This window comes from Winslowiella toletana, assembly GCF_032164335.1.
Taxonomy (GTDB): domain Bacteria; phylum Pseudomonadota; class Gammaproteobacteria; order Enterobacterales; family Enterobacteriaceae; genus Erwinia; species Erwinia toletana_A.
Genome location: NZ_CP134152.1, coordinates 2,652,154 through 2,668,208 on the forward strand (window position 1 = coordinate 2,652,154; position 16,055 = coordinate 2,668,208).

Genomic DNA, 16,055 nt, shown 5'->3' on the forward strand with positions numbered 1-16,055 from the left:
AGCCTTAGCTCCACGGAGGAATAATGATGCAATTGAAACGGCGGCTTCCTGCCTCCAACACCAGGCCCAGCCGGGTATCATTGCTGTACTGCAGCGCAGCCAAGTGGATTTTATTCCACCCTGCATCACCGCCTAAAACCTGATTGTTAACGCCGGCGGCAAATCCGCCGTAGGTCATAATCATGGCATGAACTAATTTATGTTTACCGGCAGCGGTCTTTTCCGTAAAGGCAATGCGGGAGCCGGGAACCGCCTCAAATAGCTCTGACAGACTGCGGGCGAGTTGCGGATACTGACCGAGGAATAACTCGAAGTTATCTTCGCTGGTGCTGTGCATAATCAGACTGGCGGTATTTTTATCGAGAAGTTCTGCCTCCTGATACAGTTTTACTAATTCTCCCCAGTAAACCTTTAAATTATCCGCAATGTCAGGGTTGTCTATATGATTTTCCGCCAGGGAGATGACCCGCCTGATGGCGGTATCCAGCCCCTCTCCCGGCGGAGATAATGGCGCAACCGGCTGTTCCAGTGAGGTCTGAATCAGCATCCTGAACTTCGCGCCGTTAAATTCGAGTACAAAACCGTATTGCGCATCCTCAATCCAGTTCAGCGTCGTCAGATACATTTTTTGCCAGCCAGGCTTACCGCCAATAATCTGATTATCGGCTCCTACCGCCGCCCCCTCTCTCAGCATCATCATGGCATGTGACAACGGCGGTTCGCCTGGCCCTGCCTGCATCTCGCTAAAGATGCAACGCGCGCCGGGTTGTGCCTTACGGATATCATCAAGACTCTTTACCCGCCGGGGATTTTTTTCCAGAAATAATCGGTAATCTTCCGCCCGAACCTGCTGCTGCAACACCTTCAACTGCATATGATCGATAAACCCGCTACTGGCCTGCAAATTTACAATCGCCATCCACGGACGCAGGCTGTCTTTTTCCATCGCCAGCCGGGCATCTTCAAAGCCCGGGAGCAAGGCATAACTTTCTGCCAGCGCAATGGCTTTTAGCAACTTCGGCGAATATTCAATAAGTAGCGCGCTAACCGGAATCGGGGCGGCACGCAGCGTGCTCAGAATCTGCCTGACCGGTCTGAGGAGATCCTGCGGTGCAATAACAAACAGCAGCGCTTCCAGCGGCAGAGTGGCATTGATTTGATTATTTACTATGGTGGAATCATCGGCTAACCGCGTTTTATCCACCGCAATAATCAACGGGACGTGAGCATATTTGACTTCCTTACCCAGCGAGTCAGTTGCCGCCTCCAGCAGCGCCAACCGCTGTTCCGGCAGGGCGATATCCGTCCGATTGCGATGCACCAGAAATTCATCCACACGGTAGGCATACAGTTGGCTGGTTTCCGCCGCCATTCCGGCCTCAAGCACCTGCCGGGGTAAATATCCCTGTAGCCTCTGCTGCTTTATCAGTGCTGCTGGTGCACCAAAGTCGGTCAGTGTGACAGTGCCATTGGCAATATCACTAATGCCGCGCAGATCGCAGCCTATCAGCAGATAGTCACCTTCAGGTAACGGGACCGGCTGCATAGCAACAGGATTCTCAGCCAACAGGCGCAGCTTTTCACCCATCTCATCAAACGTCGGCAGCGTACCAACAACAAAACGCTGCCCAAGCCGCAGACTCAGCGTCTCGGGGTTAAATCCGTAAACATTAATCAGGGTTTCCAGTAGATAAATTTCTTTCCGTACTTTTTCTTGCAGCTTTTCAATCTCCTCTAATGCACTCTGTTTTATTTGCTGATGACGCCATTCGGGACATAACGCCATTGAGTCCGGGAAAGAAGAGAGGGCCAGCTGTCGTGAGTGAATGGTTACCCGATAGCGTTCTTTGACCTGCTCCAGCGTGCTGTACCAGACGATGCTGACGGCTTTATCTTTGAACTGCGCCCGAGCCAACCACTGCTCTTCAGCAGTGATGATGATTTGCTCAGTATCACCCGGTTTATAATGCGAAATCGTAAATTCAATGATGCTGTTTTCGACGGGATGAGCGGAATGCGCACCACCAACCGGCGCGGAAATAACTTTAAGTGGATAGTGATTTACTGGTCGACCGTCACTCAGGCTTCCCCATACTAATATCTCGCCAATTTCAACCTGATAGTGATTACTTTGCAGGTACTCCATCAGAATACCCGGCATCATAACCAGATTGGTAAACAGATTTTTACCGGTAAATAACTGTCTGTGGTGATTATTTAAAAAATCAGGAAAGCCTTCAATCACCTTTCGAATCATTTCGATCGGTGCCGGGGATTTCGCTTTTCGCAGCAATTGCGGATACTGTGGTCGTGAGACGTTATCAGGTAAAGGCACACCAAAAATACGGCACATCGCGGAATTATAAATACTGAAGGTGTTTTTTGTATATTGCAATATCTTATCTGAAACAATCCCTGGTAACTGGTCAACGTGAATTTTAACCATTCTGTTGCCCTGCTTGAATAAACTTACCAATACTTTTGGGCAGTGCTGTGCAATCAGATAACTTCCTCCCTCACCGATCAGACCCAGCGCAGCGTTCAGGTAGGCCTTTTGCGCCTCTACACGTCGGTCAGCGGTGAATCCTTTAACCAGGTTGGGAAATATTGTTAAGGAAGCCGACTGCACTAAGCTGGTTTTCCAGTTAGTTACCGCGGTCGCCAGTTTGGCCGCTGACTCACTGATTCCCTTAAGCGGTATAGCCGCATTTGGCATCACGTATAATCCAATCATCAATGCTACCGTATTGAGGACTTCAATGGTGCTGTCTCTGAAGTGCTCGGCATCAGATTTGATCAGGTAATCCATATCTGCACGCAGGGTATAGACAAAGGATTTAAGGAGTTCTACCTCGATGCCACCTTGCGGGATATTGAGCGACACTATCGACTTGTCAGTGCTTGGTTCTACCCATGTTTTTTTTACCCAAGTCTTACCGACAAATTCAAGTTTAAAGTAGCCTGAATGATTGATTTCAATCTGATTATTCCTGATATTTGCACTGGGGCACTCGCGCCGTCCCTTAACTGACATACTCTTATAAACCACATCAATAAAATCTTCTGCTTTGCTTTTATCAAAAAAAGAGAGGTTTCCGGCCAAATCAATATTCACCTCCCAGGAATTTTCATTCCACAGTGAAATAATCACACCCTGACTAACACTTCCTTCTTCCGCGGGAATAAAAAGCATATTATTCAACCTGTGACCATGCCACTCAATCTGAAATACCCGATCATTCAGAATGGCTGCGCGAATCTTACTCTCATCAAAGTAACTTTTTATGGCTTTAGTTTTTAAGCTCCAGCTTTCAACTGCGCGCTCAAACATAATCCTGAACAACCTAAGCATTCCAGCTTTAACATCGCCTTCCGAAAGCACCTGTGTCAGTTCGGTAATATATTTCGATTGTAAATCAGTATTCAGTATACTCTTTTTAAGGCTGTCGCTAATATTGGCAGGAAATTTAAATTCCAGGCTCTCATAGCGATAATTTCCGCGTAAATATTCCCGCGTAAAAATATCCAGTAGCGTATAGTCGCCGACTTTAAACCATTGCCCGGATAAAACAGGCAGCGGCAGATACTGCCTGCCCTGATTAACAGGCAGCCTGACGCCGACGCCGATTGGGGTAGTACCGTTAACCTTGCGAATATCACCGCCGCCGTCAATAACGATCTGATTAATTTTATCATTAATCCAGCTGCGAACATCCCAGACCGGCGACCGCAACTTATTGATCACCTCATCCATTTTATCGAGGCTTTTTCTCGCCAGCCCGACGCCAATTAACCAGGCAGCATACTGATTTTCAGCACTTTCCCAGTTCATCGGTTCTTGTGGATCGATATCCGCCAGCAGCGCACCCGAGGCAAAGTTCTCCACTTCGGTACGCAGCGAAGCACTCCAGTCCGGATGATAGTTCAGCGTCAGATGCGGTACGTCGCGGTGTGGTTCGGTGATCATTTGTAAAGCACGTAACAGCGGCATCAGCTGATCGCTGATATCGCCATGATGATTAAGCGTCACGGTCACGTCAGGATAGTTAATTAACTCCTCGCGATATTTGAACAACAGTGACTGATAAAAATCTTCTGCCGTTATCGCCACAGACCCAGCGTTCGGCTTACTGATAATGGCGGGAAGCGTTACCATGCCAAAAAATTGGCCGGCAGCACCAGGCAAGGGCCAGGCATTCGCGCCAACCTCGGGGATTACGTGGTGCGGATGCGCCATCTTGTGTAATAGCTGGTTAAAAAAACCAGCTTGTAAGGGAATTGCCACCTCTCTTTCGCCCGGGCGATAAAATACCGGATTCTTAACCGACCGGACCCGGTCTGCTATTCCATCAGGCAAGCTAAGCTGATGTTCTGTCCAGCGCTTTAATCCAGAGTAAAGCTGACTGATATCTTCATTGTCCTGCTGCTGCTGTTCAGACGGAAGCAACATCAGTACATCATCCGGCCCGGCCAGCTCATTCACCGCGCGCGCACGTGGCTGATGGTCCGGAATGCTCACACCCGACAGCATAAAAGGTTGTGGGCCAGTTTCAATTTGCAGACGTTCAAACAGCTGGCCACGACTATCCTGCGTCACTGAGTAGGCAAATTGAGTACTGGCAACTTCACTATTCTGCTGCGGAACTGAATGATTAAGCCTCGGAACCGGGCAGCCTGTAGCAAAATTGACCGGTGCAGTGTGGAGTTTCAGCATTTCATGGCAGGTTTTTACCTTTACCAGTAGCTCAGCACACTCATTTCCCGCCACGTTCAGCTCACTGTTGCTCACCCATCCCTCAGCAGCCACCAGCAATTGACGACTTTCAGCCTCCTCTGGCGACATTTCCCTGTAATCCGCTGCGCTTCTGCCCGACTCCGGCAGCCGCTGACGATCGTCACTCAGCCGCCGCTCCACCCAGTTATTTAGCAGGCTGTACAGGTTTTGGTCCGACAGTGCCAGCCTGCCGGGATGCTGACCGGGAGAACTCCCGTCAAAAGAGGACAGCCACTGATGCAGTTGCAGTCTTAATTCGGTATCCAGCGCCGACATTATTCCCTGCCTGCTGATTTGCCACAGTATCTGTGCTGCCCAGACTACCGTGGGTAACAGCGGATGAAGAGAACGGAGATTATCACTGACCACCCGGAGCCTGAGCAGCTGCGGAATGGCACGCATGGCGACGCTGGTCTGCTGTGCTGCGGCAGCCTGATTGATTTCATCCACCAGCAGGTTATACAGCGCGGGATGGGTCATCTCCAGACTGACAAAAAATGCCGGGCTAAACCTTTGCGGGTTGATATTCAACGCCAGACAAGCCAGTTTGCGCAGCTGGTTTTCGCTCAGTAATGGCATCACAACGGTCGGCAACCATTGTTTGATACCATCAAAGGAGCGATCTTCAGGCTGCTGGCGCATCAGTTGCAGCGCTTCCGGCTGTTGTAGCCGACGGCGAATGCTGGCAATAAACTCGCCGGCATCCCGCTGCGGCTGAGTAAAATCTTGCCTGGCTTCTGCAAACGCGCGCGAATAATCATGTTCCGGCGCGGTACGAAACAGGGCGTACGACAGATTAATGATCGCTTTCAGTGAGCCAATCAACCTGCCCTGAGCCACACTGTTGTTGGCATGCATCGCTGAGGCCGCCACAATACTTTCTGAATGAGAAAAATTTAATTTCATAATGGTCATCCTTGACGGTTGGCGATCATCCTCTGATGCCATGAGCAGATCGCGCTGCAATAGAACGGGACAATTAACTAACCATTCATACCCAGTAACTTATTGCCAGAAAGCGGACTGATGATGCAGTTAAATCGGCGATTTCCGGCCAGCAACACCAGTCCATAGCGGTTGTCCGGATCGTATTTAAGAGCAGCAAGGTCGATATTCTGCCATCCCGGCTGCTGGCCAATAACCTGGTTATTCATCCCTGTTGCTATGCCATTGGCGTTCATCATCATGGCATGAACCATTGCAGGCTTTCCTTTAATCTGACCGGCTGATTGCTCGGTAAACAACAGTAGCGATCCGGCATCAGCATTAACTAATTCCGTTAAACTTCGGGCAAGCTGCGGCGTATCACCAAGTAAGGATTGATAATCATCAGGACGAATTGTATTCAATAACTGGTGCATTCTGGTCAGATTTATCGCTCCTGCCAATGCATACAGCCGGATTATGGCAAACCATGATGGCTCACCCATTCCTGCGTTTTTTGCATCATGAGCCCCCGCAGACGACGCATAATTCCTCGCAATTTCCAGCACGCGCCGGGTATAGATATTTATCTCCGGGATGATTTCAGGCGCTGTAATTTCCGGCTGGTGCGTTGATTGCTGGATGCGCATACGATATTTATGGCCATCCGCCTCGATTACAAAGCCGAGTTGCTTATCCTGAATCCAGTTAAGCGTACCCAGCCAGATTTTCTCCCAGCCCGGCAGACCACCAATCAACTGGTTATTCACGCCGACTGCCGCCGCATCCTTAACCATCATCATGGCATGTGACAATGGCGGTTCCCCCGGCCCCAGTTCCGCATCAAAAATTGCAATGCACGCACCGGGTTCTGCGGCGGAAATATCGCTATAGCTGGTTACCTCCTTGCCGTAGCCGCCGAGGAAATGTCGATAGCTGTCGCGGCGAGTCTGTTCCCGCAATATCTTTGCGGTGGCATAACTAATAAACTGCGTGCTGGCATGTAAATTGATAACTGGCATCCACGGCTGCTGCTCATAGCCCTTAATGGTGTTAAGAGTGGTGTCTTCAGTGGGGAAAAGCACATAAGCTTCCGCCTGAGCAAGCATTTGCTGTAACGGTACAGAGTCTTCTATCAACAGCGATCTGACCGGAATGGGCTTCTTTCGGACTGACAGCAGAATATCCCGAACCAAATGATTTAAATCGTCGGGAGCCAGCACAAATTTAATCGATTCCGCTGGGATGACATTGGCTACCTGATGTTCTTTTTCCGTTTCTGCCATACCAATTGTTGTGCTGTTAACCGCCATAATAAGCGGCACACGAATATCATTAACTTTCTGCCCAAACCACTCTGAACTTTTATTTAGCTCATGATAACGCTTCTTAGGCAATGATATATCGCTGTCTGTTTCCTGATGCATGAGTAACTCATCCAGTCTTGATGCATATAAACTGCTGTTTACTGCCGCCTGTCCAGCTTTAAGAATTTCGGCGGGCGCATAGGTTTGGGTCAGATTATTAATTATCTGCCTGGCCGGCGCGGAATAATTAACCAGCGTGACATTTCCTTGATGATCACTCCTGATGCCGCGCAACTCGGCACCGATCAGAAAATACTCTCCTTCCGGTAAGGCCACTACCTGTTTACTGATTGGCCTGGTCAGCAATACGTTTATTTTTTTACTTAATGCATCAAACGCCGGTAGGGTTCCTTGTGCAAACAGCGTACCGAGCCTGAGGCTTGCCGTGTCGCGGGTTAATTCGTTTAAATCAGGTAACTCGATCTCATTCTCTATCTTATAAATTTCTTCCAGCATCGCCGCCTGTCGGGTCTCAATTTCGAGCAGCGCCCTGCGCTTCAGTGCATGGTTATACCACTCAGGCCTGACTTCCATTGCATTGGCAAAATGCGCAATATTCATCTTATTGGCATTCTGGAGCTTCTTGTAATAACTCACTGCTTGCTGCGGATTATCAAACCATTCAATGCTGATGGCTTTATCGCGATTCTGGCTTAATTCGCTAAAGGTCATTAACCACTTTTTTTCGCCAGAAATTGACTCGCCTTTAGCATCGTCTGGAGCAAATCGACCAGAAGAGAAATCAACAATAACATCTTCGGTTTCCACAAAGCCTGAATTAACCTCAGGAGGCTGGGATTTGACTCGCACGATATAGTGGATTTTTGGGCTGGCATCAATAAGATTATCCCACCGCACGACCCCACCGAATAACACCTGAAATCCTTTATTTTGAAAATAGAGCCAGGCGATTTCAGGGATTTTTGCCGCATCGGTAAAAAGATCAGACAGCCTGGAAATATTTACCGCATACGCCTTAAAAAAAGCAGTAAAACTAATAAACTCCACCGTCATATCTATTATTGGTGCAGGTGCTTTGGCATCCACAAATGGCACATTATACTTTTCGCCAATTTTGGTGACCGCAGATGATAGTTCATCAACCTGCAATATATTTTTCCTGTAAAGAGCGAAATAGTCATTCGCATGCTGTGATATTCGGCTTAATATCTCATCAGGAAGCTGATTGAATGCCAGTTTTACCAGCTTCCCCCCCTGGTAGAACAGTCCGGCAATCTGTCTGAGACCGTATTTACTGATCAGGTGGCCTGCACCTTCACCCATCAGGCTGAGCAGAGCATCAATATAGGATTTTGCCGCATCGTCAGGGCGATCGGCTGTATTCGCCCGCACCAGATTAGGGAATATTGAAAAGGTTGAGGTTAACGCTAAGCTGGTCTTCCAGCTGGTGATGGCGTTAAATAATTTTGTCGCCATATATCCGGATCCGGTTGCAGTGGTGATGGTAAAGGGTATGTTAAACAGCCCTATCAGAGTCGCAATAGTATTCAGCACCTCAATGGCAGTATCACGTTGATACTCTCCGGGGGATTTGACCAGGTAATTCATATCATCTTTTAACGTCGTAATGAAATTAATCAGTAATTCTTTCTCTATCCATTCTCTGCTGGTCAGAGATAATATTGCTCTGTCAACGGTAGCAGGCTGCCAGTATTTTTTAACGAAAACCTTAGCGTTAAACTCTACGATATATTTTCCTGATGTGTTAATCACGATCTGATTATCTACTATCTCTGCGACTGCAGATTTTGCTCGTGTGCCAATCGAGACGCCTCGATTAATCGCGTCCAGCAGATCTTTCGCTTTTCCGTCACCGTAAAGAGAGAGAGTGCTGAGTGGATCTATCGAGACTACCCAACACTTCTCATCCCATAATGAAATAATCACGCCTTTAGTTTCATTTTCTTCCGGCATAAACACCAGATTATGCAGCTTATAACCATTCCATTGCATCTGACAAAAGCGTCCATTCACCGCTGACTCTCGCAACTTTGTGAGATTCAGCGGGTATTTTTTCTCTGTAAATTTAGCGAAAAATTTATCTACCGCTTTCTCCAGCATGGTTCTGAATAATATAAGCATACCTATTTTTACATCACCACCAGAAAGGACCTGTTTAAGATCCTCGATATAATCCGATTGCAAATCAGACTGCTTAATTTTAGTCTGTAGCGACTGATCAATTTCAACTGGGTAGCGTAATGATATGCTATCCTGTAAAAAGTGATTATCATTGCGTAAATGTTCGCGGATAAAAATTTGCCGTAACGTATAATTACCTATTGGCTGCCAGGTGCCGTCAAAACTTGGATGCAACATAGGCATATGATAAGCACCATGATTGGATGGCAACCAGACACCGGCCATTACCGTGGTGTTACCGTTTATTTTGCTGATATCCACACTGTTTTCTTTTAAAAATGTATTAATTCTATCATTAACCCACACATTAACATCCCAAACTGGCGAGGTCATCTTAGTGATGATATCAGCAACTTTCTCTACCCCTTTTTTAGCTATCCCTCGCCCCAGCAACCAGACAGCCTGCTTATTTGTTGGGCTGTCCCATTCCATGATTTTATTCAGGTCAAAATCGTGAATAAACTTACCTGAAATAAATGTTCTCACATCACTTTCAAAGGAGCTGCTCCAGCCAGGGTGAGAATTTAGCGTTAACTTTACGCCTTGCTCCTTTTCCTGCATCATCTCCAGTGCCTGCTTTAGTGGCACTTCTTCATCCATAACTGAGCTGGTCTGATTTAACGTGACGATGACCTTTGAATAGTTTTCTAATTGCTGCGGATATTTGAAGTATAACGAGTCCATAAAATCGTTCACCGAGACGTCAGCAGAGCTGTTCTGCTGTCGCCCAGTGATTGCAGGTAACGCTCTGACAGGGCTCGCTTTCACGCCAGCGAATGGCCAGCCAGCCCCCCACTGATCCGCTGTCGAAAGTAAGGTTTCTCGCTGCTGAATCTGCTGATGTAATAAATGATTAAATAATCCCGGCTTGAGTGGAATATCAGCCGTCATTTCACCGGCACGTAATAAAACAGTATCAACGGTGTTATTCTCATCCAGCGGCTTAACTTTCAGCGATTGTTCAGAAAGGCGATTCGGATAACTGAGCAGGTCAAGGCTACTGTTAATCACATAAGAGACCACCTGATCCCTCTGCGACTCTGGCAGCTCTTTTTCATCTGCAGTAAACGGCATCAGTATATCGCCCGCGCCTGCCAGCGGATTCATTGCCAGCGGCCTTAGCCTTTCCCCCGGGATGGCTGCACCATCAACTGTTAACGGCGACTCCCCACATTCTATTTGCAGACGTGAATACAGTTCGCCGTTACTGTCTGTCGCCAGCGTTCGGCTAAACTGCGCCGCACTGAAGTCGGGATGAACCACCGTAACGTTCTCGTTGCGCACGGCACAACCGACGGCAAAATTAGCCGGCTGTGCTTCCCGTTTTATCAGTTCATAGCAGGTCTGAACGTTAAGCAGCAGATTTGATTTTTCTGCTGCCGGGTTATTCAGCACGCTATTGTGGCTCCAGCCCTCAGCAGAGAAGCCGCAAGCGTGATCGGATTCAGACCGCAGTTGCCCATTTGCCACCGGGGCGCGCGATTCAGTATCCGGGACAGTGGTACTTCTGGCCGCTTCGACTAGCGGCAATGAACCATCACTGCCGCGCAAATCACCCAACCGCTGTTCAATCCAATGGTCAATTGCGCGAAAAAGGCTTTTATCCGACAGTGCCAGTCTGGCGCTGTCCGCGCTGGTCAGCCTGGCGTCGAATCCGCTGAGCCACTGATGTAACTGCATTCTGAGTTCGCCATCCAGCGCCTTTAGTATCCCCTGTTGACGCAGGCTCCACAGGATCTGAGCTACCCAGACGGCGGTGGGCAACAAGGGATGGAGCCGATGCAGATTGTCACTAACAACCTTAAGCCGCAATAACTCAGGCAGGACTTTTCCGGCAATTCCGGCCAGGCGTTTTGCTGCCGCCTGATTAATTTCATCAACTAACAAATTATTAAGCGCTGGCAGCCGACGCTCCAGGCCGGAAAACCTCTGCGCTGGCTGCCCCAGCGCCAGTGAAATTAATTTGTCACTCTGCTGTTTGCTGAGCAGCGGTTGAGGAACCGCGGGTAACCAGCGATGCAGACTATGGAACGACTCAGTTTCCGCCCCGGGATGCATCAGCGCCAACGCTTCCGGCTGCTGTAAGCGACTTTTGATACTGGCAATAAATTCACTGACTGTCTGTTCTGACAAATCCAGCAATTGCTTTGCTTCAGCAAACGCGCGCTGATAGTCGTGCGTGGGCATTGCAAATAACAGATTAAAGGATGTGTTTGAGATTTTTGTCAGTACGCTGAACACCGTGTTGCGCACCGCAGCGCTGGCAGATATCCCGGCGGGAACCGGCGCGGATACACAATCCTGCTGGTGGATAGTTAATTTCACAGTTATCTTCCATGATAAGTGGTTACGCCCTTGTCAGTGACTCGCGATCTGCCAATTTCAGACGCGAACCAATCTTGTAATAATTGCAGAAAAAAGAGTAGGCGTTGTTAACTATTCCTTCACTACTAAAATGATCAAAAAACGATTAAGCCAACATGACAGCGCTAACCATTTTCATGACTATTGGATTTTTTGTCTCTGCACGTCAGTGCTTTACACCTGAGTTTCGGGCAGAAAAGATGATGCCGATTAAAATCTGCGATGATTACTTCTTATGCTGCTGCATGTTGCCGAATACTTTTACTAAAATAATGAGATACTGACTGCAGTGCACATTGCGGAGGACGTTTTCATGACCGATGAACAAGGGCAAACATTGCTGTATACGCTGTTTGGTACCACCAGCCCTCATTGGCATCTTTCTGCAGACAGCGATGCACTTAATTTTGCCGAAAATGAACAGGCGGATATCAATCTTGCCGTCGCGTTGGTTCCGGCACAGGCCAGCCTGATTCGCAGCATGACGGTGATCACCTCCAGCGTTAATCTGAGCATATCGCTGCATGGCACGCTGGTCGCGCTCCATCTGGTGGGACGCAAAAAAGATCAGTTTACCTGGACTGGAACCGCATCGGCATGGGGCGATACCTCGTCGGTGGCACGCGATCTGACCCTGGGCCTGTCGTTCGCCGAGCAGGTAGTCTCTGAAGCCAACTCGGTAATTGTGATTCTGGATAAGCTGGGCAATATTCAGCGCTTTAACCGGCTAAGTGAGGAATACACCGGCCTGAAAGAGCAGGAAGTGATTGGCCGCAATGTGTTTCAGCTGTTTATGACCAAGCAGGAAGCCGCCGCTTCGCGCCACAATATCAGCGGTTTTTTTCGTGACGGCAGTTCCTATGAAGTGGAGCGCTGGATCAAAACCAAAAAAGGCCAGCGGCTGTTTCTGTTTCGCAATAAGTTTGTCCACAGCGGCAGCGGTAAGAACGAAATATTTCTCATCTGCTCCGGCACTGATATTACCGAGGAGCGACGCGCGCAAGAGCGCCTGCAACTGCTCGCCAATACAGACTCTATTACTGGCCTGCCGAATCGTCATGCCTTCAATCATCAGATAAGCCAGGCGCTGGAACAGCGCGGTGAAAGTCAGCTTGGCGTGGTCTATCTCGATCTCGATAACTTTAAGAAGGTTAATGACGCCTACGGCCATATGTTTGGCGATCAGCTTTTACAGGCCGTCGCGCTGGCGATCCTCAGCTGTCTTGAAAAAAACCAGACGCTGTCGAGGCTGGGAGGCGATGAGTTTGTTATTCAGGCCGAAGATAGCACTCAGTCAGCCCTGGAAGCGATGTCGTCGCGCATTCTTGAACGACTGAAGCAGCCGTTCCGCATCGGTCTGATTGAAGTCTATACCGGCTGCTCAATTGGGATTGCTATTGCTCCACTGCACGGTGACGATCGTGAAAGCCTGATTCGTAATGCTGATACCGCAATGTATACCGCGAAAGAGCGTGGTCGTGGCAAGTTTTGCCTGTTTCATGCCGAAATGAACCAGCGGGTATTTGAGTATTTATGGCTGGATACTAACCTGCGCAAAGCGCTGGAAAACCAGAACCTGGTCATTCATTATCAGCCGCAGGTTGAACTCAACGGTGAAGTCACCACGGTTGAAGCGCTGGTACGCTGGCAGTCAACCGAACGTGGGCTGATTCCTCCCAAGGACTTTATTTCCTACGCTGAAGAGTCCGGATTGATCGTTCCGCTCGGTCGCTGGGTGATGTTATCGGTGCTGGCACAGATTATTGCCTGGCGCGAACAAGGGATCACGCTGCGGGTGGCGGTCAATGTTTCAGCACGACAGTTGCTCGATCAGAGCATCTACAGCGATCTGAAACAGGCGCTGCAGCAGGCCGGTATCGTGGGCTGCCCGATTGATATCGAACTGACCGAGAGCTGTTTAATTGATAACGAAAAGCAGGCGCTGATGCTAATGAAACAGTTTCAGGATCTGGGCGCTGAAGTACATCTGGACGATTTTGGCACCGGCTATTCTTCACTGTCACAGCTGGCACGTATACCGGTGAATGCTATTAAACTGGATCAAAGCTTTGTGCGCGGCGTGGACCAACAGCTGGTGTCTCAATCACTGGTGCGCGCGATTGTGGCGGTAGCCAAAGCGCTGAAATTGCGGGTGATTGCTGAAGGCATTGAAACCAAGGCCGAAGAACAGTTTATTATCGCCAGCGGCGTCGATTCCTGTCAGGGCTACTATTACGCAAAACCAATGCCCGCAGAACAACTCGGGCACTGGCTTGCACATCATAACGTTAAAAAATAGTTATCCCGCTTTGCGCAGGTGCGCGCTGTGGCGGTTTTGCAGCTGTACCAGTCGCTCCATATAAGCCAGATCTTTTGGCTCCAGCGTAAAAGCAAAATCGACCCAGTCCTCAGTGATATCCATCAGTTCAGCCCGCGTCAGCTGTAATACCCGCTGACGTGCTTTCAGCATTGCCCTCACTCCATTCAGCTTAGGTTTTAAACTATCGATAAAGGTGCGGGTGGTACGATAAGCCTCTCCAGGCTGAAACAGACGATCGGTCAGTCCGCGCTGTTCAAACCACTCTGCGGTGTGCGACTCCCCTTCACAGATCAGCTCCTCGGCCAGCCTCATTCCGGCGCGGCGAGCGACCAGTGAATATCCCCCCATTCCCGGAAACAGATTAAAAGCGATTTCCGGGAAACCCATCCGCGCGTTGTTTTGCGCCAGGATAAAATGATGCGCCAGCGCCGCTTCGAAACCACCCCCGAGTGCACTGCCTTCAATCATCGCAATACTGACCGCACCAGTACCAAAGCCTTTTGCCGCTGCATGGACGCAGTCGACGCAGGCGCGGGCATAAGCGCGCAGCGCCTCGCGACGTCCCCCCTTAATCGACTCAACAAAGAAGCTTAAGTCGCCGCCGGTATTAAACATCGAGGGCACCAGCGAACCGGTTACCCAAAAATCGATGACTAAACCGGAATTCTGCGCGGCATAGCTCAGATTCATAATCTCTTCAATCAGTGGATGGTTAAAACATGGGCGCGGTTCCGCCTTCAGCAACATCCATAGGGTGCGCCGCTCTTCCTCATAATAGGCAGCAAGCTGAGTCGTGTGACCGGCTTCGGTGAACAATCTGCAGGTAGGTTGATTAATTACTGACATTGTTTGATCCTCGGATTATTGAATGCGTTATACGCATCCTCAGCGTAATCCAGAGTCAGTCAGTGCTAAATTAAAGACTGATTTTCATCATAAAAATAATTTTTTCTCTCGCAAGCTGGCGATCCAGAAAAATATAAGTAGGGTTGCAGTTTAGAAGCTGAAAATATCGTTTTTTAATCTGCTGATTTCCGTTGAAGACAAAGTAAATACAGCATCAGGGTATTGTTGCAGATTTGGAAACCACCTGAGCGGCGACAATGCCGCCCGGCAGCTAACACTTATTTCTGACCGTACCAGGCATTAGCGCCATGCTTACGCAGGTAATGTTTATCGAGTAAATCTTGCTGCATCTGCGGTAATTCAGGCGCCAACTGTTGACTGAAAATGGCCATATAGGCGACTTCTTCCAGCACTACCGCACTGTGTACCGCGTCATCAGCGGTTTTTCCCCAGGCAAAGGGGCCATGCGAGTTGACCAGCACCGCCGGTATTTCCAGCGGACTGATATCCCGCTGGCGCAAGGTTTCAACAATCACCTGTCCCGTCTGCCATTCGTAGCGATCAACGATTTCTGCTTGCAGCATTTTGCGGCTACAGGGGATATTGCCGTAAAAATCATCCGCATGGGTAGTCCCCCACGCCGGGATGTCCCTGCCAGCCTGCGCCCAAATGGTAGCATGGCGCGAGTGGGTATGAACGATGCCGCCAATTTGCGGCCAGGCAAGATACAGTGCGCGGTGCGTGTCAGTATCAGATGACGGGCGCTTGCTCCCCTCAACGACCTTACCGCTTTCAAGCTCCACCACCACCATATCGTCGACCGTCATCAGTGCATAGCTGACGCCGGAGGGTTTAATCACCATCAGCCCGCTTTCGCGATCAATGGCGCTGACGTTACCCCAGGTGAAGGTCACCAGCCCGTAGCGTGGTAATGCCAGATTGGCTTCCAGCACCTGTTGTTTAAGTTGTTCCAGCATCGCATAGCTCTCCATTGACGGCTTTAGCACTATTTTCAGCGTGCCCTGCGCAGCTGGCTATGGAGCGGACTGCTGTATCAACGGCAGAAAGTTGCTGAACCCGTGATTATCTGCTGGAAATTGAGAATTTTTACCCTGCCAGATGATGTACAGCCAGATACAATATTTACATGCAATAGCTTATGAAGTGATAGTTAGCCCCCTTTCTATCTTCCTTCAGCCGCAATTGCACTCCACTGCTGCCAACAGTGACTTACCAGAGCACTGGAGTGCTGTAAGACTGAATATCATGGAAGAAGAGCCCGACGTTTTGACGCTTA

Annotated in this window: 6 protein-coding genes; 2 read left to right on the forward strand and 4 right to left on the reverse strand. The window is 49.2% G+C overall.

The genetic code is table 11. The features are described 5' to 3' along the window. Positions 1 to 4: 4 nt before the first annotated feature. Together RIN69_RS12390 and RIN69_RS12395 are read right to left on the reverse strand one after the other, a co-directional pair. Positions 5 to 5,680 carry a hypothetical protein gene (locus RIN69_RS12390; protein ID WP_313852149.1) on the reverse strand — a complete coding sequence of 1,892 codons (5,676 nt, stop codon included), beginning with the start codon at positions 5,678 to 5,680 and terminating at the stop codon, positions 5 to 7. Between the two features lie 77 nt (positions 5,681 to 5,757). Then, complete coding sequence (locus RIN69_RS12395; RefSeq protein WP_313852151.1) at positions 5,758 to 10,623, reverse strand: hypothetical protein; 4,866 nt, start codon at positions 10,621 to 10,623, stop codon at positions 5,758 to 5,760. A gap of 814 nt (positions 10,624 to 11,437) precedes the next feature. Here RIN69_RS12395 and RIN69_RS12400 point away from each other — a divergent pair. Then, positions 11,438 to 11,593, forward strand: a complete 156-nt coding sequence (locus tag RIN69_RS12400; protein WP_313852152.1) for a hypothetical protein — start codon at positions 11,438 to 11,440, stop codon at positions 11,591 to 11,593. 312 nt (positions 11,594 to 11,905) lie between these two features. After that, the gene (gene pdeR, locus RIN69_RS12405) at positions 11,906 to 13,891 is read left to right on the forward strand and encodes a cyclic di-GMP phosphodiesterase (protein ID WP_313852153.1); all 1,986 of its coding nucleotides are present in this window, start codon (positions 11,906 to 11,908) and stop codon (positions 13,889 to 13,891) included. On the opposite strand, the gene RIN69_RS12410 is transcribed toward pdeR, so the two are convergent. Further along, positions 13,892 to 14,758 (reverse strand): crotonase/enoyl-CoA hydratase family protein, encoded by an 867-nt coding sequence (locus tag RIN69_RS12410; RefSeq protein ID WP_313852154.1) that lies wholly within the window; start codon positions 14,756 to 14,758, stop codon positions 13,892 to 13,894. It lies immediately after the preceding gene. 278 nt (positions 14,759 to 15,036) lie between these two features. Next, positions 15,037 to 15,735: an L-ribulose-5-phosphate 4-epimerase gene (gene araD / locus RIN69_RS12415; protein WP_313857732.1), complete on the reverse strand. Its 699-nt coding sequence runs from the start codon at positions 15,733 to 15,735 to the stop codon at positions 15,037 to 15,039. Positions 15,736 to 16,055: the final 320 nt, after the last annotated feature.

Excerpts from the sequence above, each read along its gene's own strand:
- RIN69_RS12390 (WP_313852149.1), bottom strand. The coding sequence starts at position 5,680 with ATGAAATTAAATTTTTCTCATTCAGAAAGTATTGTGGCGGCCTCAGCG.
- pdeR (WP_313852153.1), top strand. The coding sequence starts at position 11,906 with ATGACCGATGAACAAGGGCAAACATTGCTGTATACGCTGTTTGGTACC.
- RIN69_RS12410 (WP_313852154.1), bottom strand. The coding sequence starts at position 14,758 with ATGTCAGTAATTAATCAACCTACCTGCAGATTGTTCACCGAAGCCGGT.
- araD (WP_313857732.1), bottom strand. The coding sequence starts at position 15,735 with ATGCTGGAACAACTTAAACAACAGGTGCTGGAAGCCAATCTGGCATTA.